Origin of the sequence: Legionella birminghamensis (assembly GCF_900452515.1) — a bacterium.
Taxonomy (GTDB): Bacteria; Pseudomonadota; Gammaproteobacteria; order Legionellales; family Legionellaceae; genus Legionella_C; species Legionella_C birminghamensis.
Genome location: NZ_UGNW01000001.1, coordinates 639,770 through 661,198, shown reverse-complemented (window position 1 = coordinate 661,198; position 21,429 = coordinate 639,770). Strand labels below are relative to the sequence as shown.

Sequence of the window (21,429 nt, the reverse complement as noted above, 5' to 3'; positions counted from 1 at the left end):
ATTTTAAGGCGATACCATGTTGACGTTGGCGCCCCGGTAAATGCTTATGATTAAAATAGGAAATTCCAGAGGATTTATGACTATAGTGAAAGCCCTCTCCACAAATGTTGGTTGAGTCAGATTGAGTCAGCTAATTCAACTTATCACAAGAGTTATTAAATAGTGAAAACATATAAAATAATAGCTACGTATATCATTTCCTATTACTGTTTTGGAGCAGTCGTTTTCCTTTTTATATTTGGCTTTGCAGATAGCTTAAAAATTTTAAAATCTTTACCTGTGAGTAAAGATTTTAATGGAGTCCTTATTTTATTTTCGTCATTAACGGCCAGTGTCCTAATGATTAAGTCAATGAAAAAAAGCTTACTGCTAAAACCCTATCCGTACTTTATACTTGGTTTTTACATCGGAAACTTATCTTTATTATTAATGTTCCTATTGGATGCTTTTTTGAATCACTATGTAATTTGGGAATTTCCTGAATTTTTATTAATATTTTTTGCGCCATTTATGGAGTTATTTTTCTCTTATCTCTCTGGTTTTGCATTTATGGCATTAATTCCTTCTTGTTTAAGTGCGTACATCCTTTTTAAAGTGATACAGCATAATGAAAAACAACGCATTTAAGCTAAAATTCTTTTATGGAATAAATTTTCTGCTTATAAACTCTTGGGAATCATTATGAGCTTAAAGTTCTCAATGATAAGCAGTCCTCAAATATCTATAAAAAAACCGATAGGCAGAATACTTGGCGTGATACCTCATTGTCACAGCCCATTTACAAAAAGTTTTGGGGTTTATATTTCGCATAATACGAGCTGCTCTAAAACTTAACTAAAGAAGTTATTTTACACTCTCATGCCTGCAGGAGACTTCAAACCTATGGTTATCCGTATATACCTTCTAAACTATAGATTGGTATTCCCCTCGCTGTTGCTTTTTATAACCAATGGGGATTCGAATTTGCTTGAAAATTCAGCACATAACCCACATAGTGCTCAAATTGGCAAACGCACCATGCAATGGGCTTGAAAAAAAATGCGCGCCTAGCTACTCTACGTAAACCCAATTTATTTAGGTATAGTAAACGGCTGGCAGATTAAAGCTTCACTGCTTTCGGCATCTGCACAGAGTTAGCGCACTGTAATCATGACTAAAATACTCTCAGACGCCGGGCTGAAATATGACGCACAAAACCGCTGCTATGCCTGTACAGGTTCCTGGACGGTTTCCTCGCTTAACGGTTTCATTGAAACAGTACAACAGGAGCAATTGCCTGAGACTGAGTCCCTGACCATTAGCGGGAAGCAGCTGGAGCATTTTGATAGCGCCGGCGCCTTGGCCCTGCATAATTTTATGCGTTTTCTGGCAGAGCATAAAAAAGAAACCAAACTGGATGATTTTAATTCTCAGCAACTCGCCTTGCTTGATCTGATAAAAGAGAAAAAAGAAGCGCTGGATTTCCAGGTTCCCCCCGCCAAACCACAACCGGTTCTTGAAATGATAGGCCAGGAAACCATCCACAAGATCAATCAGGCGGATGGGTTTATTATTTTGCTGGGAGATTTAAGCACCAAATTTTTTGAGGCTTTTGGGCAATGGCGCCGCTTTCAAATCCCTAGCATCATTTCCATTATTGACTCTGCCGGAATCAAGGCCCTGCCTATCGTTGCTTTGTTATCATTTTTAATTGGAGTGGTGCTGGCTTATCAAATGGGACTCCAGCTACAGACTTATGGTGCCAATATTTTTATCGCCTACTTATCAGGGATGGCTATTTTCCGCGAGTTCGCGCCGCTTATCACGGCGATTATCGTTGCTGGCCGAACCAGTTCCGCCTTCACCGCCCAGATTGGCAGCATGAAAATTAACGAGGAGATTGACGCGCTTTATACAATGGGCCTGTCGCCAACTGAATTACTGGTAATGCCCAAAGTCATCGGCTTGCTAGCCGTTTTCCCATTACTCATTTTCTGGTCAGATGTATTTAGCATCTTTGGCGCTATGTTCATGTCAAAATGGATGCTCGGCATCAGCCATGTAGATTATCTGGCGCGTTTAAAGGATTCTGTTGGATTAACACAGTTAATGCTTGGGCTTTATAAAGCCCCTGCTTTTGCCTTTTTGATTGCCTTAGTCGGCTGCTTTCAGGGATTCCAGGTGGAATCCAGCGCCGACAGTGTCGGCAGCCAGACCACTAAAAGTGTAGTACAGGCTTTATTTTTAATTATTATTGCCGATGCGGTCTTCTCCGTTGTATACAGCTGGATGGATTTATAATGCCTGATCCAGTCATTGAAATTACCGGCCTGAAAAATAAACTGGGAGGTCAATGGGTACACACCGATGTCAATCTGACAGTTAACCAGGGGGAGATCCTTGCTATCATCGGAGGAAGCGGCAGCGGAAAGACCACTATTTTACGAAGCCTGTTAATGCTTTTGAAACCCACTGGAGGGGACATTAAAATTTTTGGACAGGACATCTCAACGCTTTCTACACGTAAGGCAAATAAACTTCGCCAGCGTTGGGGCATGTTGTTTCAACACAGTGCACTTTTTTCCGCAATGACTGTTTTGGAAAATATTACTTTCCCGATGCGGGAATTCACCCAGCTGGATAAGCGGTTCATGGAAAAATTGGCCATGCTCAAACTAGCGCTGGTCGGATTGCCGGAAGAATCAGCCAGCAAATATCCCGCTGAGCTAAGTGGCGGGATGCAGCGAAGAGCGGCGGCAGCCAGAGCGATTGCCATGGATCCGGAGTTGTTATTCCTGGACGAACCGACCACTGGTCTTGACCCCAGAGGCGCGCGGCAGTTTGATGAACTGATTTTGTTTTTACGTAAAACCTTAAACCTGACCATTGTAATGATAAGCCACGATCTTGAATCCCTGAAATCGACTGATCGGGTTGCATTTGTTGGCAGTGGAAAAATTTTGGCAGTGGAGCCGTTGAAAGAATTAATGAAAAATCCGCATCCACTGATTGCTGAATACTTTAGTAAATTTTAAACTACTAGGGTCTGTTGATATTTTGCCACCGGAGCGACGATCTTTGGAAGCTAAAACAAATTACACTATCGTGGGACTAACTGTTGTTATTCTTACTGCAGCCCTGCTGGCTTCAGCACTGTGGCTATCGGTAGGATTCGATCAGAAAAAGTATAAAATCTATGCAGTTTATATCCACGAAGCGGTTTCCGGTTTAACTGAAGATTCACCAGTAAAATACAATGGTGTTCCAGTAGGTTCTGTCTCAAAAATTGAACTAAGCCAAATTGATCCCCAGCAGGTAAAGATTCTATTGAAGATTGAGGACGGTACCCCCATTACTACAAGCACCACTGCAACCCTGATTTCCCAGGGGATCACAGGAACAACTTATGTCGGCCTGTCCGCCACTTCCTCTGATCTCACCCCATTAAAGAAGATTCCCAAGGAACCCTATCCTATCATTCCCGCCAAGCCCTCCCTCTTTTATCAGTTAGACAGCGTATTGAAAGAAGTTGCGGAAAATGTGAATGGCGTTACAGTTAAAATTAATAAAATATTTGATGATGAGAATGCACTGTATATAAAAAACACATTAAAAAATCTGGAAGGATTTTCCGATGTAGTCGCTAAAAATAACCAAGTGATTAACCACACCCTGAAAAGCACTGAAACTTTAACCCGTAATATTGCCAAGGCCAGTAAAGACCTTCCGGGCATCATTCAGGATGTTAAAGAGGGTGTTGGCAAATTGAATGCGATGACGGAGCAAATCAGCCTGGCAGGGGAAAAAGTCGGTACCGCAATGGACGCAGGAAAAACAGCGCTAGATAAAATTTCACAACAAACCATCCCGCCAGCCGTTGTTCTGCTGCGCCGTTTAAATAATATCGCAGCCAATCTTGAACAGGTTAGCAATTTAATGCGTCAGAATCCTGCTGTGGTGGTTCGGGGAACCGCCGCACCCAAAGCTGGACCAGGAGAGTGACTTGAATAAATTAATCCAACGCTTCAGCATTGCTGCCGGCTTGTTGTTTTTACAGGGCTGTGCCGTCAAACCAACAGTCACTAATGAATATAAGCTGGATAGCTTTAGCCGAAAGGTTGTTGCCCAAAAACCTGTGCATGCTTCTATTTTGATCACTCATCCGGATGCAGCCACTGGTTATGATACAGAGGAAATGCTTTACACTGATAAGCCATTTGAAGTCACCAGTTTTGTACACAATGCCTGGATGGGGCCCCCTGCAGATATGCTTTTGCCTTTGATGGTGCAAAGCTTACAGAAAAGCGGATATTTCTATGCAGTGGCTTCAACAGCAACCTCAGAATTAACCGATTATCGCCTCGATACACAGCTATTGGAATTGCAGCAAAGTTTTCTGAAGAAACCGAGCCAGCTTGATTTGACCGTCAAAATTGTTTTGACTCATGTCAGTGATAATCGAATTATTGCATCGAAAATAATCGAACTACATGTGCCATGCCCAAGTGATACCCCTTATGGCGGCGTAATCGCTGCTAACCAGGCTACCGGTTTGTTTACAGAGGCTGTTACAGAGTTTGTATTGACTCACGTCAGGAATGACTCCCATTTAACCTGAAGACTTATGGATACCCTAATCCATTCTTAAAACCATGGCGGAAATACAAAAACAATTGTACAATGGCACGCCATTAGGGCGAATTAAATTTTTGATCCCCGAATAATATTTGTAACCAAGAATAAGAAGGAGAGAAAAGGATGAGAGCTAAATCATTTTTAAAATTGGGACTGGTTGCAGCAAGCATCGTCCTGCTGGCATCCTGTTCAAAAACCCCCGGCAGCGCTGGTGATTATTCCGGTATGGGTGACAGTGACGCTTCCGCACACGGTTTGGGACAATTTACTCGCTTTGCGGGCCAGGAGCCAGGTGAATCATACACGACACAAGCGCCGCATAATCAGTTATATTTATTCTCTTATGACGATTCCACCTTTGCACCCAAATACATGGCCTCTTTAAATGCGCAATCGGATTATTTAAAATCCCATCCCGGAGCGCGTGTTCTCCTGGCTGGTCACACTGATGAACGCGGCAGCCGCGAATATAACATTGCATTAGGCGAGCGTCGGGCTAATACCGTTGCAGAATTAATGCGTATGGCAGGCGTGAGCAGACAGCAAATACGGGTTGTCAGCTATGGTAAAGAGCGCCCCGCTAATTTTGGCCACGACGAAGGATCGCACATGCAAAATCGTCGTGTAGAATTTATTTATGAGGCTACAAGATGATTCAAATGAAGCATCGCATTCTCGCCTTGTGTTTTGCTGGATTACTACCCCTACAGGTTGCTGCAGAAGCGCCTGTAGTGGATGACAGCGAAAACTTTGCGATTCTCGATGAACAGCAGGCTGATATGGAACAACAACCTGTTGCCAAAGCACAACTGGATGATAGTTATCCTGAGGAAGAAATCGCTCTGGCTCAGGATAATGAGCTGACTCATAGCGAAAACGCAGAGTTATTAGACAGGCTGCAAGGCATGAAGCAGGAAATCCAGGAGCTTCGCGGCCAACTTGAAGTGCAGGCCCATGAATTAAAACAGCTTCAGCAACAACAGTTATCGTTTTATAAAGATCTCGATTCACGTCTGAGCAATAATATGCAGACGAAATCAATCGCCAGGAATGAAAATTCATCTGAACTAAATCTGGCAAGCAAAGCAGCACCCACTGTTAGCAAAACCCCGACACAAGCTGTGTCCACCAATTCGGCAAAACCCATTCAAGCAGTCAACACCGCCATTACTGAAATAAATCCTGCAGCAGTTCCCTCTGCTAAAAATAATCCAGCCGACGAACAATTGAGCTACCTAGCGGCTTATGAATTAGTAAAATCCAGGCATTTTGACGATGCCTTAGCGTCAATGACTACTTTTGTTACCCAATACCCGCATGGCGGGTATACCGCAAATGCCCATTACTGGCTGGGCGAACTTTATATGGTCAAGAAAAACTACAATGAGGCGATTAACCATTTTGAAGTAGTGCTGAAACAATTTCCTTCTTCCAGCAAGGCAGCCGCCTGCACTTTGAAAATTGGCTATGCTCAAGCCGCTTCAGGCAAAGAAATCGAAGCCAAGCAAAGTCTGCAGCAAGTTTTAAAGAATTACCCTGACACTCCCACAGCGCAACTCGCTTTGGCTAAATTACATTCACTTAGTGCCTCATGACCAAGTTAAACAATCAACTGCGTATTACTGAAATATTCCATTCTTTACAGGGTGAATCAACGACTGTCGGGTTGCCGACAGTTTTTATTCGTCTAACAGGTTGCCCGCTTCGCTGCCAATACTGCGATACGGCCTATGCGTTTAGCGGCGGTGAGCTCCATGAAATATCTGCTATTCTTGAGAAAGTAGCCAGTTTCGGTTGCACTCATGTCTGTGTAACCGGCGGTGAACCTCTGGCGCAACCCGGATGTTTACCACTGATGCAGCAGCTATGCGATGCCGGCTATCATGTTTCCCTGGAAACCAGCGGCGCGCGCGATATAAAAGAAGTGGACCAGCGGGTGATGATTGTAATGGATTTGAAGACACCAGACTCAGGGGAATGCGGTAAAAACTTATTAAGCAACCTTGATCACTTAAAACCCTCTGATCAAATAAAATTTGTGTTATGCAGCCGTAACGATTATGAATGGGCAAACCAGCTTTTAATGGAGTATCGCTTGCACGAACGCACTCAGATACTGTATTCACCCAGCTGGAAAGAGTTGCCGGCAACAACTTTAGCGGACTGGATTGTGGCGGATCGCCTGCCAGTCAGATTTCAGATTCAGCTGCATAAAATACTTTGGAATGACGTCCCCGGTCATTAACTGCGAGGAGAATAATCATGCAGTGGTTTGCTCAGGCACCGGCAAATATAGCCCTTATTAAATACATGGGAAAAAAGGATGATAACAGCAACCTGCCGGCTAATCCGTCCCTGTCCTATACCCTCACCAATTTATTAAGCAATGTCACGCTGGATACCCATTCAGGCAGGGAAGACTTTTGGGAACCCCTGCATTTACCGGGAGCCATGCCTTTTGAGTTATCACTTGCTTCGCAGAAACGCTTCCTGAAACACCTGGCTTTTTTGAAAGATCATTTCAACTATAAAGGCTCTTTCCTGGTGCGTTCCTCCAATAATTTTCCCCATGGAAGCGGTCTGGCAAGTTCTGCATCAAGCTTTGCCGCACTTACCAAATGCGCTATTCGGGCGCTTTGTGAATTAAAAGATATTCCGCTGCCGCCCATTGCTGAGGCAGCAAACCTCAGCCGCCAGGGTTCAGGGTCTTCCTGCCGCTCTTTTTTTGCCCCTTGGGCCCTCTGGCAGGAGGATAGCGTAAAGGCGATTGATCTGCCCTATCACCAATTACTGCACCAGGTGATTGTCATTAGTCGGGAAGAAAAAAAAATCGCTTCCAGTGAAGCGCATCGCCTGGTTAAAACCAGCATTCATTATGCAACCCGTCCGCAAAGAGCAATAGAAAATCTCAAAGTTCTGCTGAATGCCTTGCAAGCGCAAAACTGGGCAGATATCTATCAGATTTGCTGGCGCGAATTTCATGATATGCACCAATTATTTGCTACCTGTGAAAAACCATTCAGCTATATGACCCCAAATAGTAAATCCCTGCTAAAATCTTTACAGATGCTATGGGAAAAAGAAGGTGATGGTCCTATTGTAACTATGGACGCTGGCCCGAATATCCATTTGCTTTATCGCCCGGATCAAGAAGAGCTGGCTCAGCGCTTTAAACAACAACATTTGGTTGGAAATTATGACGTACTATGAGTTTCAAACAACAACGTATGGCAAATGGATTTTAGCGGGTGAACACGCTGTATTGAGAGGCCATAGCGCACTAGTATTCCCAATTAAGGAAAAAAAGCTGATATTCAGCTATAAACCCTCGGATTCAGAGCTTAGCGCCAATTATGAAGGTCCCAATGGCGCTGACATGCACCTTCTATTCTGGAGCGTGCTCGAACAGGGTCAACAATTGCTGGGCCAATCTTTAAATCGTTTAACTGGGCATTTTCACCTGCATTGCAACATTCCGGTTGGTGTGGGGATGGGTGCATCCGCAGCCCTTTGTGTGGCAATGGCACGCTGGTTCGCGGCGCAAAAGCTGATCACGCCTGAAACCACTTCTCTTTTTGCAAAAAATCTCGAAAACCTCTTTCATGGCAAAAGCAGCGGTTTGGATATCGCTGGCGTTTCGGCTGAGTCAGGTATTGCCTTTAAACAAGGTCAGGTAAGCCCGATGGTCCAAAAATGGAAGCCTGTCTGGTATTTATCATCTTGCGGGCAAATAGGCTTCACTTCGCACTGCATCAACCAGGTCAATCAGTTGTGGCAATCCAATAGCGCTCAGGCAGAAGCCATTGATTTGTCCATGCAGGACGCGGTTGATAAATGCCGCAAGGCACTAAAGGAGGACTACTCACCTGCCAGTTTAACCCTGCTGAGCGATGCGATTCAGCAAGCCGGGCAATGTTTTAAAGACTGGGGGCTGATAAGTGAGAATTTAGGTCATCATATTCAAAATCTTCAGAATCTTGGTGCCTTGGCCGTAAAGCCTACCGGTTCGGGCGGTGGTGGTTATGTCATCAGTTTATGGGAAAGCCCTCCTTTTGTCCCTGCTAATCTGGAATGGATTCCTATTAGCTAGTCATGTCATCAGGCAGGACAAAATTACTCAATGAACTGATAATACACCTCATCATCCTTTACCATACCCAGCTCAAAACGCGCCTGCTCCTCCAAAGCCTGCTCGCCGCTTTTCAATTCGAGAATATCAGCTTCAATAGCATGATTACGCGCGAGCAGTTGCTCGTTCTCGACTGTTTTTTCAGCAATTTTATTATCCAGCTGACGCCATTGGCTAATACTACCCTCCCCGAGCCACAGTTTGTACTGCAGACCGATGAGAGCTACCAGTAATATGACAATAATTGAGCGCATATGCGTGTAATCAAAGAAGCGGTTGTTCCAGTATAACTTTGCTTTATGGATTTGTGGAGTCCAGTTCAGCAAAGTTATAGCCCAAGTCCAGAGTCGAGGTATTATGAAAATACATTACCAGCATAGGGTAATCCGGATTGCTCCTGGATTCTTATTAATTGATTGTATTTAGCCACACGATCCGTACGGCAAAGCGAACCTGTTTTAATTTGCCCGCAACCTGTAGCCACCGCCAAATCAGCAATAAAGGTATCTTCGGTTTCACCGGAACGATGAGACATCACGCAGCGGTAGCCATTAGCCTGCGCCAATTGAATAGCTTGACGTGTTTCTGTCAGCGTGCCAATCTGATTTAACTTGATTAAAATCGCATTGGCCATCTTTTGAGAAATTCCCTCTTGTAAAATACGGGGATTGGTAACAAACAAATCATCACCCACTAATTGAATTTTATTTCCCAGCCGACGGGTTAGCTCACGCCATCCATCCCAGTCATTTTCATCCAGACCATCCTCAATACTGACGATGGGATAACTGGCAACCAGCTCTTCATAGTAAGCAATCATGCCAGCGCTATCGAGGGTCTTATTATCGGAAGCCAAATGATAGGAATTTTCTTTATAGAGTTCAGAAGCCGCAACATCCAGTGCAAACACCAGATCCTTACCTAATTTATACCCAGCCTGTTCCACTGCCTGAGATAACATATCTAGCGCCTGGCGATTCGATTTCAGATCCGGAGCAAAACCACCCTCATCACCCACTGCCGTATTCAAACCCTGCTTTTTCAAAACCGCTTTCAAAACGTGAAATACTTCGGTTCCCATTTGCAAGGCGCTATAGAAATCCGAAGCACCTACTGGCATCAGCATAAATTCCTGGATATCGACATTATTATCCGCATGCGCCCCGCCGTTTAAGACATTCATCATCGGAACTGGCATTGACATGCGCTGTCCCTGATTAAGGCTCATGTAAAGAGGCTCTTTACGGGCACTGGCGAAAGCGCGTGCTGAAGCCAGAGACACCGCCAGTATCGCATTAGCTCCCAAACGGGATTTATTTTCTGTGCCATCCAGCTGGCAAAGCGTTTCATCAATTCCGGCTTGCTCTTCTACCGAGAAACCTTGCAGGGCCTGCTTAATATCCTGATTGATAAAATCTACCGCCTTTCTGACGCCTTTCCCAGCATAACGGGCTTTATCGCCATCCCGGAGCTCACAGGCTTCTCGACTACCAGTAGACGCACCGGAAGGAACAGCAGCGCGCCCCATTTCACCGCTCGCAAGTATTACATCAGCCTCTACAGTAGGATTACCGCGGGAATCCAGAATTTCACGGCCTTTTATACTGATAATTTGCATGATTTAACCTGATAATGTCAAATAAGCCGCTATTGTTTGGTCAATCTCGTGGATTGTCAAGGTATTAAACTTCCTGGCAATGACTTTGCTACTATAATGAATGAATAACAAAAACTGAATATGACTCAATCAGCAATCCCATTAAAAACTAAAATCGGCCTGATACCATGAATGGATTCAAAAACGACTATTCCCCTCTGATTAAGCTGGCAATCCCGCTGGCCTTGACCGGTATTCTGCAATCCGGGGTTTTCTTTTTTGAAACTGTTTTTCTTTCCCGCTTAGGCCCTGACATTCTGGCCGCCGGATCTTTAGTCAGCTGGTTATTTGGCACTTTTGTGGTCATTCTCTTTGGAACATTAAGCTCCATTAACATCCTGGTGGCTCATAAGTATGGTGCCGAAGATCACCAGGGGATTACGCGGGTGGTAAGAGACGGCCTTTGGCTTGCGCTGATTCTGGTTATCCCCAGTTTTTTAATTTTCCGCAATATGGCACCGGTTTTTCTGGTTTTGGGGCAAAGCCCGGCAGTAGTTTCCTCAGCACAAGCTTATCTGCATGCCATCAGCTGGGGGCTGCTACCCACTTTTATTATGACTGCATTATTTGAAATCATTATTGGGCTTGGCCATGCCAGAGTCATTCTAAAATTCAGTGTGGTCTATGTCGCCATGAATATTCTTTTCAGTTATTTGCTGATCTTTGGAAAATGGGGGCTGCCGGCACTGGGGATCGCCGGTGCTGGCTGGGGAATGACGGTTGGTTACTGGATTACCGTAATTTTGCTGACAGTTTATCTATTGATAGATAAATCCTACCATCCCTACTTCAAAAAACTGTTTAATACCAGCAAGCCGTCCTATCTGTTCGAGCTGCTGCGTATCGGTTTCCCAATCGGGTTTATGTACTGCATTGAAGTCGGCTTCTTTTTCACCCTGACCCTGATTATGGGCTTTTTTGGCAGCCAATTATTGGCAGCTAACCAGATTGCTATGCAATATCTGGGTACCCTGATGTCGGTTATTTTTTCAATTGCCCAGGCTATAACGGTTCGCATGGGACATTTACTGGGCGCGGGAGAGACGCTGGCCGCTAAAAAAGCTGCGTATGCGGGGATGAACCTTTCTTTTGCGTTTATGTTCCTGGTGGCACTTTGCTATTGGTTCTTGCCCTATATTCTGATTTCTATCGATTTTGATCTCAGCAAACCCGAAAATTATTCCATCATACACGATGCTGCAAGAATCCTTGCCGTCGCTGCTTTGTTCCAAATGGCGGAGTCAGTGCGGATTGCACTCTTTGGCGCATTAAGAAGCTTAAAAGACACGCGGTTCACCTTGATGATTTCAATCTTCAGTTTCTGGCTGCTTGCCTTACCCATCGGCTATTTTTTCGCTATGCAATTCAATATGAAAACCACGGGGCTTTGGTGGGGAATGATGATTGGTGCAGTTAGCAGCGTATTTCTTTTATTTTGGCGTTTCAAGTATAAAATTCAACATTATCAGCACTGACGTATTTTAGACTCTTAAATAATTGCATGAGATATCGCTCTATGCTCTAATCAATCTTTTGTAAAACTGATTTACAGCCCCGTGTTTGGCGGGGCTGTAATTCAAAGGCAGTTCTTAATTATTTTTCAATCCCGGAGCTGCTTTTACTTACTACCTTAACCCTGATGTATAGGGTTGAGTTTTGCGTAAATGGTGTCCCTGCACGAATAACTTCTGTATTGCTATCCGCCGGCGGTTCTCCCTGAGCGGTACCTAATGGCGTCCATTCATTTAATGGCACTATCACGGTAGTCATTACCTCCTGCTGGTTAAAGCTTTGATCGCTAATCTGGGTATCCTGCTCCCGAATTCGCTTGACTGAGAGTTTAACTCTCTGTCCCTGCAACAAAGGCTCTACCAGCAACCCGGTTTGAACCAGACGCCGGTCATAACTGACACCCGCGCTCCAGAAGCCGATCCCTACATTGCTGATAACCGGTTGGTCCTCTCCCGTACTGATAAAGGCTGACTCGCCATTCATCACCTTGACCGACTGATAGCGCTGTTGATTTTGATTGGAGGAAGTGCTTATGCTGATTGTATTGGAGTTCTGCGTGCTTAACCAGTCAGGATCCCCCTGAAATACAGTAATCTCAAAAGTAACAGGCGGTTGATCCAGTTTATGCAAAACCCCGCGAAGCTGAGTCAGTGTTTCAGGAGTCACTTTAAGAACCAGGGTCTGGCCGCTGCCGCTGATTGCCTCACCCTGGGATAGCAAAGGCTTAATCAAATGAATAACTGTATCCGCCTGCTGGTAATGGAGCTCTATTACTTTTGTAACCATAGGCGCAGCAAAAAGGCTTCCCGCTAAAAACCATAATATCCATATAAAACGTCTCATCGACACAACTCCTGTTTATTTTACCGACATTTTGAGAATAGCATGCAAAATTATAATGAAAAACTTTCATAGCAAATTGCATCTTATACAATGAAAAGTATATAATCGCGGCATCGCGAATAAGGTGACAAGCAAATTTCATGACACGTATTTTCAATATGTTTGGACCTTCACCTATCCGTCCAATTGAGCAGCACATGCGTAAAGTAACCCAGTGTGCTAAGCAGCTCTTGCCTTTTTTTGAAGCGGTTTTGAAGCTTGACTGGTCAACAGCTAATGACATCAAGCTTAAAATATCAACGCTGGAAAAAGAAGCGGATTTGATAAAACGCGACTTGCGCCTACATTTACCCACCGGCCTTTTTCTACCCGTTTCACGCACTGATTTACTCGAACTGCTAAGTGCACAGGATAGAATCGCCAACAAGGCACAAGATATTGCAGGCTTGATTGTTAGCAGGCAAATGGTCATTCCTCCAGCGCTGTCCCCCCTGTTCATGCCCTTTCTGAACCGCTGTCTTGATGCAGCCAAACAGGCTTGTAAGGCTATCAATGAATTGGATGAATTGCTGGAAAGCGGATTTCGTGGAAGCGAAGTGAAAATCGTTGAAGAAATGATTATGACGCTGGACGAAATCGAGCACGATAGTGATGACAAACTAGCGGATATCAGGCACCGCATCTTTGACCTTGAACAGGATCTACCAGCTATTGAAGTGATCTTTCTTTATAAACTGGTCCAATGGATTGGTGATTTAGCTGATCATGCCCAAACTGTGGGCGGCAAATTACAAATTCTTATCGCCAGGTAGTATATCTTATGGATTATTCTTTATTTTTTCTTTTGGGTGCTATTGCATTGTGTTTTCTCATGACTTGGGGAGTTGGCGCAAACGATTTGGCCAATGTCATGAGCACCACCATGGGCTCAAAAGCAGTCACTGTACGGCAAGCGATGATTATTGCGATCATTTTTGAGTTTGCCGGCGCCTTTCTTGGCGGCAGCGGTGTCACTGAAACCATGCGTGACGGGATTATTGTCAGCAGTGAATTATCAGAGCAGCCTTTAATTCTCATCGAGGGCATGTTAAGTGTTCTCCTGGCTTGTACAATATGGATGAATCTGGCCAGCTATCTCGGACTTCCAGTTTCCATTACCAATGCGATTGTCGGCTCGATGGTCGGCTTTGGCAGTGTGGTTCTGGGAATGGATGCCATTCAATGGTCACAGGTCTACCGTATTGCCGCAGGTTGGGTTACCTCTCCGCTTATAGCCGGAATCACAGCCTACACTTTGTTTATCAGTATCCAGCAAACGATTTTCATTAAGAGCGATCCGCTGGAAAAAGCCAAATTATATATTCCAATCTACCTTTTCCTGATTGGCTCCGTGCTTTCATTTATTACGGTTTTTAAGGGCTTGAATCATTTTGATATTCATCTTAATTTAAAGCAGGATCTCGCTGTCACTCTGGCCACCAGCATTGTAATTACAATAATTGGAATAATTTTTATCCGCAGAATCCCTGAAGTGCCTAAAATCAGGCGCCGTGAACGCTTTTTGCAGGTAGAAAAGTATTTCGCAGTATTGATGGCATTGACCGCCTGCGCCATGGTTTTTGCACATGGAGCGAATGATGTGTCTCTGGCAGTAGGCCCGCTGACTATTATCCATAGCCTGATTACCCAGGCAAATACACCCATCTCCGTTACTCAATATCCCGTATGGATTATTTTCCTGGGATGTTTCGGCGTTATTGTCGGATTTTTAATGTATGGCCGTAAGGTTATTGAAACAGTAGGCAGCTCAATCACTGCCTTGACCCCCAGCCGGGCTTTCGCCGCAACACTGGCAGCTGCTACAACCGTAGTTGTTGCGACCAGCACCGGCATTCCGGTTTCAGCCACTCAGACTTTGGTGGGTGCGGTATTGGGTGTAGGGCTTGCCCGGGGTATTGGCGCCTTAAACTTAATAGTGATCCGCAACATTTTCATGTCATGGATTCTGACATTGCCCGCTGCTTCTCTACTGACGGTTTTATCCTACAAGATGCTGCATTTTTTCCTGGGGTAATTAAAGCTTGACCCAGACCATTCGAATCCCCGCGGCACCGACCTAGAGAATCCCCGCGGCACCGACCGCGGGGCCCAGACGATGCCTGTTTAGGATATCAGTCTTGTGCTTTTTCACTCTCAATTTTTCGCAACATTGCAAACTTAAGGCATGTTCCGCCATCAGACGTGGGCCCCGCGGTCGAAGCCGCGGGGATTCGAAAGGGCTGCCAGAGGGATTCGAAAGGGCTGCGCCGCAAAGATTCGGATGGTCGAGAGGCTTCCTGGACTAAAAATCTTCCCAGATTTCCTCTTTATTATCATCCCGTTTTGCATGGTCGCGATAATAAAAAATACGTTTATGCTTTTTAATCTCTTTTTTCTGGGAAGCCGATTTTTCATGCTCTGCATCAAATTGAAAAAGGAACTTATCAATAGGACTTACATAGGCCTTATCAATATCATTTTTGCTCATAGTACATTCCGAGGTATCATAATCCATTAATTTTAGCGCTTTTTGTGCTAACTTACCATTATTCGTTTCCCAATCAGGAGTTTTGATGACCACAATTAAGCAGGCGGAGTTACATGTTCATTTGGAGGGAACTATTTCTCCAGAACTGGCTTTGAAACTGGCCAAACGCAACAAGATTAATCTGCCTTCCAATTTATTCGCCGCTGACGGCCAATCCTATCAGTACAAAGACTTTCTCGATTTTCTAAAAGCCTATGATTCCGTGGCCTCAGTAATTAAAAATCCACTGGATTATTACGACATCACCTTTGATTATCTGAAATCAAGGGCGGAGGCAGGAGGCATCTATGTGGAAATGATGTATTCGCCCGATCACGCTGAAATGTCCAGCGGCATTCCCTCGAGCGAGCATCTGGCGGCCATACAGCAAGCCATTGACGATGCTGAGGCAAAATATCAAATCGTCGGGCGCATTATTGTTACTGCAGTAAGGCATTTCGGTGAAGAATCCGCAATTAAAGTAGCCCGGCAGGCAATTAAAGAAAATGTAGCCTGTGTTACCGGCTTTGGCCTGGGCGGCGATGAAATCCATTTTCCCCCAAAACTGTTTGCTAAAGCCTACCAGATTGCTGCTGACGGCGGTTTGCAATGCACTGTTCATGCCGGTGAATTTGCCTCTGCAGAGGGGATGATGGAGGCGATGGATTATCTGCCGATTAAACGGATAGGACATGGCGTCAGGGCGATTGAATCAGCAGAAACCATGGCCAGGCTTAAAGACTCCAATATTGCACTGGAAGTCTGTCCCGGAAGCAACGTCGCCCTGGGCTTGTTTAAAGATTTACAAAGCCACCCGCTGCCGCAGTTATTAGCTGCAGGAATACGAATTAGCCTGAACTCGGATGATCCGCCATTTTTCCGTACCCATTTGGCCAATGAATATATGCAGGCTCAAAAAATCTACGGATTTTCTGAGCAGCAAATGCTTAATTTCACCCGCATGGCGCTTGAAGATGCCTTTGTTGATGAGACAACCCGTGCACGATTACTGCAGCGCTTACAATAGTATTATCAGACCCTGTAGTCTGACAGGCTGCAGGGGAATTGTACTTGACTTATAAATTGTATAGCCTATTGTCAATACAGGCGAATTTAATTTTTGAAATAGGGAGTATTTCATGTTTTCAATGAAGACAGTGCTGCATGGAATCATCGCCGGGATAATTGCCGGGATTGTGTTCAGTTTTTTTCTGTTAATGGGCGGAATGACTGAAACACTGGGAGCGATAATCGGCATGCCGACAATCACGGGCGGACTTATTGTCCATACAATTGTCAGTATTATAAGCGGTATTGTGTTTGCTATCGTTTTTGGCTATTTCATTCATTCCTGGGGTACAGCTATTATATTAGGCCTCCTTTTTGGCTTTGGCATGTGGATAGCAGGCCCTATGACTTTATTACCTTATATGGCTGCCGGTGCCCCGCTATTTTCAAAATGGAATTTAGTCGATCTCAAGGCCAATATTCCGCCCCTCGTTGGACATCTAGTATATGGACTGCTATTAGGTATTGTTTTCTATACTCTAAGGATTAACCAATCCCGTTTATAACTCAGTACAGCCTTGCTGCGGCCATAAGCCCGCTCAAGGCTTATTTGATCTTTTTGTAATGCCTGCCTAATAATACCTGAACCCACTCCCCGAAATAATTAACAGACAACTCTACTCTTAGAACTTCCCACCGAATTTTAATAAAAATTTTCCTTAGCTATTTTTTATAAAATCAATGACCAAATAATGCCAAAAGGGATTATAATTGCACCACATGAAAAATAACTGTTCACTTTTGGAACAAATAATGTTATATTTGTTCTGACTTTTAACATAATGGAAATTTAAGGAGTCATCTTGGAGCAAGCAACGGTCACGGAAATAAGTTGTGGAATCTTACAAAATCCAAAGTGTTTAACCAGAGCCCAGTCATTACTCTACAGTTCTTATGTAAAAGAGCTAGGCTGGCAGATAAACCCCCAAAACCCCTCGAACATACAAGTCATAGAACAGGATAATCGTCTTTTGTTGGTTGATGATTATGATGACTGCTCGACATGGTTTGCAATTTACCATCACCACACAATGATGGCATGCGCCAGACTCTGTCACGATGATGCCAATGGTTTGCTGGAAATTGAGCGTTATGAAAATGCAAGAAAGGCTTTGGAGCCAATCCTGCGTCAAAAACAGACTTTAAATTTAGTCGAGCTCAATCGTGAAGCGATAATCCCCCTGGTCTGCGGCCATAAGCCCTACTATGCCTTGAAAGTTTTAAAAGCAGTGTTTCAACATTGCATCGCTCATGAACAAAGTATATTAACCACTTGCAACATCAAAGAATGGGTAGCCTTGTACGATTTAATTGGCTGGCAGCCCATACCAGACTATACATTCAAATATTGCCAGTCAGAGCCTGCACCCGTATCAGTCTATTTAGCAACACCTTCTGAACTGATAGAATTGACCTCCGCTATCTCCGATTGCTTATCGGGATTGTCGCCAAGACCTAAAAACATGCCACTGATTGCCAGTGTTTAGTCGAAATAAGGGTGTCTATGAGTAATTACAATTTTGAAGCGTTTGAGCAGGCAAGACGAAACTACCAGGTTAGCGATCTGCCCTTTTTAAGCAAAGCCCGAAATGGAATTCAGGCAGAACAACCCTATCGCGGACTGACAATTTTACATAACACCCCGCTTACCCTGGCCACTGCTTTTAAAATTGAACTGTTAGCCCTCGGGGGCGCAGAGGTGGTGACTAGCTGTATTGAAATAGTTCCACCTGAACAACGCGCTATTGAATTATTGCAGGCCGCACGAATCCCAGTTCAATTGGAAAAGCAATATGCAAGCACTTTTGATTTCCACCTCGATTGCTGCGCGGAGTTGATATATCTTCCGCCCCCACGTTTGGGAGCAGTCGAACTCACTCAAACCGGCAGTGAGCGTTACAGGACGCAGGCTCTAGACTATCCCCTCGTATCTGTCGATGATTCGCAATTAAAAGTAATTGAAACATTTTTTGGAACCGGCAACGGCTTTATACGTGCTATACAGGAATTAGTCGGTACGGCATTCCACAATCAGCCCATTATTGTTATCGGTAATGGCAAGGTAGGACGCGGCATTATTCATGCTTTATCGCCTTACACCTCAAACATCACGGTAATCGATTGCAAGCCGCCGCAGGATTCAGCTCTTGGTTTTATTAATGCGGCGGATAAGCACGCTGTAAAAGCGGCCATAAAGCAGGCTTATGCAGTTGTTACAGCTACCGGCGTACAGGGATTGATGAGTGATTACTATCAATTGGAAAAAGCAGATTGCGGGGATGCCTTACTGATTAACATGGGCGCAGATGATGAATTTGGCCGCCAATTTAGTAATAGTGATGTGGTATTTGATAAAAGACCTTTTAATTTTTCACTCACTGAACCGACCCTTTTTCGCTACCTGGATCCCATTTTTTTCGCCCATAATCATGGCATTAACGTCATTTTGGACAAGCAGGCAAAAGCCGGTTATAACCCCTTTCCCACAACGCTTGCAGAGAACATTGTGAGAGAATGGCAAAGTATTTATCAGGAGCCAATCCATCTGGCATTATAATGGTGTATAATTTGTTTAATAATCAGGGTGATGGAGCACCTCATGCAACCCCTATCAATGATACAAACAGTGTTGGAAAATATTCCGCAACTGGTTTTCTGGAAATCCACGGAAGGCTCCTATCTGGGAGCCAACCGTCATTTTTTGCAATTTGTGGGTCTGCCCTCACTTGAGGCATTGATAGGAAAAACAGACAGCGAGCTGGTTGCAAGCCACCCGGTCATTCGTTATTTCGGCGAAGCAGATGATCAGGTTTTAATGCATAACATGCCTCACTCGGCCATCAGCCGAACCATCCGTCATAACAATCAGGCACTAACCCTCTTAATGGATAAATCGCCGCTCTTATCAGAGACTGGACAGCTGATAGGCGTAGTTGGGGTCGTTGCTGTTAATTTGCCGCATCAATCACCCGCTGAGATTTATTTAAAGAAAATCATTGATAGTGTTCCGCATATCATTTTCTGGAAAGATATCCGCTCTGTCTATTTAGGCTGTAACCAGCGCTTTGCCAGTTTAATTAATTTAACGCCGGACGAGATTGTGGGTAAATCCGATTTTGAATTGAACTGGAGAAAAGAAGAAGCAGAACTCTTCGTCGCAGGCGATCTGGATGCGATGTCAGGAAACGCTAAAATTAATGTTGAAGAAACATTCCTGCAAGCGGATGGTCAGGTAACCATTATGCTGGTCAGCAAAGTGCCCATTTATGATGAACAAGGAACTTGCATTGGAGTACTTGGCGTATCTATTGACATTACCGATCGCAAGCAATTAGAAGCCAATCTGCAGGAAGCACTTAAAGCCGCTCAGGCTGCCAATCTGACCAAGACAGAATTTATTGCAAATATGAGCCATGATATCCGTACACCGATTACCGGGATCATCGGCATGGGCAAAATGCTTGAAGATAGCTTGGAAAATGCAGAAACCAAACAGTATGCGCAATGGCTTCATCAGAGCGGGCAGCAGTTATTAACACTGCTTAATGGTGTACTGGATATTATTTCTGCGAATAACCCCCATGAGGATGATTTGATCAATGACTGGTTTGACCTGACCGAGTGTTTAAATAGCCTCGCCCAGTTGGAGCTGCCCACTATTCGAATGAAACAACTGTCACTGGTATTGGTGATTGGTGAGAGCGTTCCTGTTCGTCTTTATGGCGATAAACATAAATTACACCGTGTATTGTTAAATTTAATTGGCAATGCTATTAAATTTACCCATCAAGGCTCGGTCATCGTCAAGGTTGAGCGAGTTACGACCGACTTATTACAATTCCAGGTCATTGATACCGGTGTTGGGATCCCCGAAGCGCAGCAAGAAAAAGTATTTGAACGATTTTATCGCGCAACACCTTCGCATAACAGCCAATACCAGGGACATGGAATCGGCTTGCATATTGTGCAGAAATACGTTGAATTGATGGGCGGCAAAATTCAACTAACCAGTATTGAAGGCGAGGGAACGACAGTAAGTCTAATAATACCTATCACCAAAAATCCAGCCCAAATCGAATATCTTCCTGCAACCCAGGTAAAAAATGCCTTATTGACTGGTGCAGAATTGGAGCAGACTCATGACACCCTACCTAAATCAGAATCTGATAGCCCTAAAGTCTTACTGGTGGAGGATAATCTGATTGCGCGCAAAATGGCAGAAACCTTGCTCAAAAAATCAGGCTGTGATTATTTGTCGGCAGACAGTGCAGAGGCCGGTTTTCAACTTTTGCAAACTCATGACATAGATATAGTCTTTACGGATATTGGCTTGCCAGGCATGGATGGATTTCAGTTTGCAGCTCAAATAAGACAATGGGAAAAAGAGCATAATCAGACTCCACGGCAAATTTTTGCCTTAACCGCCCACGCAGCCAAAGAACTAAACGATGCGCAAATAAACAAAGTAGACCAGGTACTCACCAAACCTTTATCCTGCGCCGCCTTAGAAGAGGTCATGAAGAAAAACCGGCCCAATACTGCGGAAGCTGAAAAAAAATCAGCGCAGGATCTAAATGGCTTCAACAGCTTTCCCCTTTTCGATAAAGAACAGGCCATTACTCAATTAGGCAGTGAAGAGGAAATGCTCAACTTATTGAATATATTATTGTGCAAAGAAATTCCTGAAAGCCGCATTGCTTTGCAAGAAGCATTTACCCATCATCAATGGGAAAAACTGGAGCGTGTGGCCCATAAGCTTAAAAGCGGAGCAGCTTATTGCGGTACCCGTCGCCTTTTTTCCGCCTGTGAGTTCCTGGAAAAAGCATTAAAAAATGGTTACAGCCCCTCTGCAGAGCCTCTTTATGAGCAATTACAACAAGTTCTTCAACAAACCGAACAGGCTCTAAGCACCTATATTAATGAAATAGAGTGACCGGTCGCTGTACCTAATAACACCCCTACCCACTCCGTACCGCGACGTGTTCGCGGTATCCAAATAATCCCCTAGTTACCAACTGGTAACTAATTGACTGATTAATA

Annotated in this window: 22 protein-coding genes; 18 read left to right on the top strand and 4 right to left on the bottom strand. The window is 44.4% G+C overall.

Annotation, left to right across the window (positions count from 1 at the left end):
* The first annotated feature begins 162 nt into the window (after positions 1 to 162).
* From DYH42_RS02900 to DYH42_RS02855, 10 genes are all read left to right on the top strand, one after another.
* Positions 163 to 627, top strand: coding sequence for a hypothetical protein (locus tag DYH42_RS02900; protein ID WP_065232774.1), 465 nt, complete (start codon positions 163 to 165; stop codon positions 625 to 627).
* Positions 628 to 1,149: 522 nt separating this feature from the next.
* The gene (locus tag DYH42_RS02895) at positions 1,150 to 2,280 is read left to right on the top strand and encodes an MlaE family ABC transporter permease (protein WP_058522215.1); all 1,131 of its coding nucleotides are present in this window, start codon (positions 1,150 to 1,152) and stop codon (positions 2,278 to 2,280) included.
* Positions 2,280 to 3,014, top strand: a complete 735-nt coding sequence (locus DYH42_RS02890) for an ABC transporter ATP-binding protein (RefSeq protein ID WP_058522216.1) — start codon at positions 2,280 to 2,282, stop codon at positions 3,012 to 3,014. The genes DYH42_RS02895 and DYH42_RS02890 overlap by 1 nt, the downstream gene beginning before the upstream one ends.
* Positions 3,015 to 3,057: 43 nt before the next feature.
* The gene (locus tag DYH42_RS02885) at positions 3,058 to 3,981 is read left to right on the top strand and encodes an MlaD family protein (protein WP_083503034.1); all 924 of its coding nucleotides are present in this window, start codon (positions 3,058 to 3,060) and stop codon (positions 3,979 to 3,981) included.
* Between the two features lies 1 nt (position 3,982).
* Positions 3,983 to 4,597 carry an ABC-type transport auxiliary lipoprotein family protein gene (locus DYH42_RS02880; protein WP_058522217.1) on the top strand — a complete coding sequence of 205 codons (615 nt, stop codon included), beginning with the start codon at positions 3,983 to 3,985 and terminating at the stop codon, positions 4,595 to 4,597.
* Positions 4,598 to 4,737: 140 nt separating this feature from the next.
* Positions 4,738 to 5,268: a peptidoglycan-associated lipoprotein Pal gene (pal, locus tag DYH42_RS02875; protein ID WP_058522218.1), complete on the top strand. Its 531-nt coding sequence runs from the start codon at positions 4,738 to 4,740 to the stop codon at positions 5,266 to 5,268.
* The gene (ybgF, locus tag DYH42_RS02870) at positions 5,265 to 6,209 is read left to right on the top strand and encodes a tol-pal system protein YbgF (protein ID WP_058522219.1); all 945 of its coding nucleotides are present in this window, start codon (positions 5,265 to 5,267) and stop codon (positions 6,207 to 6,209) included. Before pal ends, ybgF begins: the two co-directional genes overlap by 4 nt.
* Positions 6,206 to 6,859: a 7-carboxy-7-deazaguanine synthase QueE gene (gene queE / locus DYH42_RS02865; RefSeq protein ID WP_058522220.1), complete on the top strand. Its 654-nt coding sequence runs from the start codon at positions 6,206 to 6,208 to the stop codon at positions 6,857 to 6,859. The genes ybgF and queE overlap by 4 nt, the downstream gene beginning before the upstream one ends.
* Before the next feature lie 17 nt (positions 6,860 to 6,876).
* Complete coding sequence (locus DYH42_RS02860; protein WP_058522221.1) at positions 6,877 to 7,824, top strand: diphosphomevalonate decarboxylase; 948 nt, start codon at positions 6,877 to 6,879, stop codon at positions 7,822 to 7,824.
* Positions 7,811 to 8,704: a mevalonate kinase family protein gene (locus DYH42_RS02855; RefSeq protein ID WP_058522222.1), complete on the top strand. Its 894-nt coding sequence runs from the start codon at positions 7,811 to 7,813 to the stop codon at positions 8,702 to 8,704. Before DYH42_RS02860 ends, DYH42_RS02855 begins: the two co-directional genes overlap by 14 nt.
* A gap of 23 nt (positions 8,705 to 8,727) precedes the next feature.
* On the opposite strand, the gene ftsB is transcribed toward DYH42_RS02855, so the two are convergent.
* Complete coding sequence (gene ftsB, locus DYH42_RS02850) at positions 8,728 to 8,997, bottom strand: cell division protein FtsB (RefSeq protein WP_058522223.1); 270 nt, start codon at positions 8,995 to 8,997, stop codon at positions 8,728 to 8,730.
* A 101-nt stretch (positions 8,998 to 9,098) separates the two neighbouring features.
* The gene (gene eno / locus DYH42_RS02845; RefSeq protein ID WP_058522224.1) at positions 9,099 to 10,361 is read right to left on the bottom strand and encodes a phosphopyruvate hydratase; all 1,263 of its coding nucleotides are present in this window, start codon (positions 10,359 to 10,361) and stop codon (positions 9,099 to 9,101) included.
* A 167-nt stretch (positions 10,362 to 10,528) separates the two neighbouring features.
* Here eno and DYH42_RS02840 point away from each other — a divergent pair, with 167 nt between their 5' ends.
* Positions 10,529 to 11,875 (top strand): MATE family efflux transporter, encoded by a 1,347-nt coding sequence (locus DYH42_RS02840; protein ID WP_058522225.1) that lies wholly within the window; start codon positions 10,529 to 10,531, stop codon positions 11,873 to 11,875.
* A 118-nt stretch (positions 11,876 to 11,993) separates the two neighbouring features.
* Here DYH42_RS02840 and DYH42_RS02835 read toward each other — a convergent pair whose 3' ends face one another.
* Entirely contained in the window at positions 11,994 to 12,755 is a 762-nt protein-coding gene (locus DYH42_RS02835; protein ID WP_058522226.1) for a hypothetical protein, read from the bottom strand.
* A 140-nt stretch (positions 12,756 to 12,895) separates the two neighbouring features.
* Here DYH42_RS02835 and DYH42_RS02830 point away from each other — a divergent pair, with 140 nt between their 5' ends.
* Positions 12,896 to 13,567 (top strand): TIGR00153 family protein, encoded by a 672-nt coding sequence (locus DYH42_RS02830; RefSeq protein ID WP_058522227.1) that lies wholly within the window; start codon positions 12,896 to 12,898, stop codon positions 13,565 to 13,567.
* A gap of 8 nt (positions 13,568 to 13,575) precedes the next feature.
* Positions 13,576 to 14,829 carry an inorganic phosphate transporter gene (locus DYH42_RS02825; RefSeq protein ID WP_058522228.1) on the top strand — a complete coding sequence of 418 codons (1,254 nt, stop codon included), beginning with the start codon at positions 13,576 to 13,578 and terminating at the stop codon, positions 14,827 to 14,829.
* A gap of 267 nt (positions 14,830 to 15,096) precedes the next feature.
* Here DYH42_RS02825 and DYH42_RS02820 read toward each other — a convergent pair whose 3' ends face one another.
* Positions 15,097 to 15,282, bottom strand: a complete 186-nt coding sequence (locus tag DYH42_RS02820) for a CBU_0585 family protein (RefSeq protein ID WP_058522387.1) — start codon at positions 15,280 to 15,282, stop codon at positions 15,097 to 15,099.
* Between the two features lie 85 nt (positions 15,283 to 15,367).
* On the opposite strand from DYH42_RS02820, the gene DYH42_RS02815 reads away from it, so the two are divergent.
* The 5 genes from DYH42_RS02815 to DYH42_RS02795 all read left to right on the top strand — a co-directional run bounded on the left by DYH42_RS02815 (position 15,368) and on the right by DYH42_RS02795 (position 21,322).
* Positions 15,368 to 16,348, top strand: a complete 981-nt coding sequence (locus DYH42_RS02815; RefSeq protein WP_058522229.1) for an adenosine deaminase — start codon at positions 15,368 to 15,370, stop codon at positions 16,346 to 16,348.
* Positions 16,349 to 16,460: 112 nt separating this feature from the next.
* Entirely contained in the window at positions 16,461 to 16,895 is a 435-nt protein-coding gene (locus tag DYH42_RS02810) for a hypothetical protein (protein WP_058522230.1), read from the top strand.
* Between the two features lie 297 nt (positions 16,896 to 17,192).
* Positions 17,193 to 17,876, top strand: a complete 684-nt coding sequence (locus tag DYH42_RS02805) for a hypothetical protein (RefSeq protein ID WP_058522231.1) — start codon at positions 17,193 to 17,195, stop codon at positions 17,874 to 17,876.
* A 17-nt stretch (positions 17,877 to 17,893) separates the two neighbouring features.
* Complete coding sequence (locus DYH42_RS02800; RefSeq protein ID WP_058522232.1) at positions 17,894 to 18,946, top strand: NAD(P)-dependent oxidoreductase; 1,053 nt, start codon at positions 17,894 to 17,896, stop codon at positions 18,944 to 18,946.
* 42 nt (positions 18,947 to 18,988) lie between these two features.
* A complete protein-coding gene (locus DYH42_RS02795; protein ID WP_058522233.1) occupies positions 18,989 to 21,322 on the top strand; it encodes an ATP-binding protein in 2,334 nt (777 codons plus the stop codon).
* The last annotated feature ends 107 nt before the right edge of the window (positions 21,323 to 21,429 follow it).

Excerpts from the sequence above, each read along its gene's own strand:
- ftsB (WP_058522223.1), bottom strand. The coding sequence starts at position 8,997 with ATGCGCTCAATTATTGTCATATTACTGGTAGCTCTCATCGGTCTGCAG.
- DYH42_RS02825 (WP_058522228.1), top strand. The coding sequence starts at position 13,576 with ATGGATTATTCTTTATTTTTTCTTTTGGGTGCTATTGCATTGTGTTTT.
- DYH42_RS02800 (WP_058522232.1), top strand. The coding sequence starts at position 17,894 with ATGAGTAATTACAATTTTGAAGCGTTTGAGCAGGCAAGACGAAACTAC.
- DYH42_RS02810 (WP_058522230.1), top strand. The coding sequence starts at position 16,461 with ATGTTTTCAATGAAGACAGTGCTGCATGGAATCATCGCCGGGATAATT.
- DYH42_RS02890 (WP_058522216.1), top strand. The coding sequence starts at position 2,280 with ATGCCTGATCCAGTCATTGAAATTACCGGCCTGAAAAATAAACTGGGA.
- DYH42_RS02830 (WP_058522227.1), top strand. The coding sequence starts at position 12,896 with ATGACACGTATTTTCAATATGTTTGGACCTTCACCTATCCGTCCAATT.
- DYH42_RS02860 (WP_058522221.1), top strand. The coding sequence starts at position 6,877 with ATGCAGTGGTTTGCTCAGGCACCGGCAAATATAGCCCTTATTAAATAC.
- DYH42_RS02895 (WP_058522215.1), top strand. The coding sequence starts at position 1,150 with ATGACTAAAATACTCTCAGACGCCGGGCTGAAATATGACGCACAAAAC.
- DYH42_RS02815 (WP_058522229.1), top strand. The coding sequence starts at position 15,368 with ATGACCACAATTAAGCAGGCGGAGTTACATGTTCATTTGGAGGGAACT.
- eno (WP_058522224.1), bottom strand. The coding sequence starts at position 10,361 with ATGCAAATTATCAGTATAAAAGGCCGTGAAATTCTGGATTCCCGCGGT.
- ybgF (WP_058522219.1), top strand. The coding sequence starts at position 5,265 with ATGATTCAAATGAAGCATCGCATTCTCGCCTTGTGTTTTGCTGGATTA.
- DYH42_RS02835 (WP_058522226.1), bottom strand. The coding sequence starts at position 12,755 with ATGAGACGTTTTATATGGATATTATGGTTTTTAGCGGGAAGCCTTTTT.
- DYH42_RS02855 (WP_058522222.1), top strand. The coding sequence starts at position 7,811 with ATGACGTACTATGAGTTTCAAACAACAACGTATGGCAAATGGATTTTA.
- queE (WP_058522220.1), top strand. The coding sequence starts at position 6,206 with ATGACCAAGTTAAACAATCAACTGCGTATTACTGAAATATTCCATTCT.
- pal (WP_058522218.1), top strand. The coding sequence starts at position 4,738 with ATGAGAGCTAAATCATTTTTAAAATTGGGACTGGTTGCAGCAAGCATC.
- DYH42_RS02795 (WP_058522233.1), top strand. The coding sequence starts at position 18,989 with ATGCAACCCCTATCAATGATACAAACAGTGTTGGAAAATATTCCGCAA.
- DYH42_RS02840 (WP_058522225.1), top strand. The coding sequence starts at position 10,529 with ATGAATGGATTCAAAAACGACTATTCCCCTCTGATTAAGCTGGCAATC.
- DYH42_RS02820 (WP_058522387.1), bottom strand. The coding sequence starts at position 15,282 with ATGAGCAAAAATGATATTGATAAGGCCTATGTAAGTCCTATTGATAAG.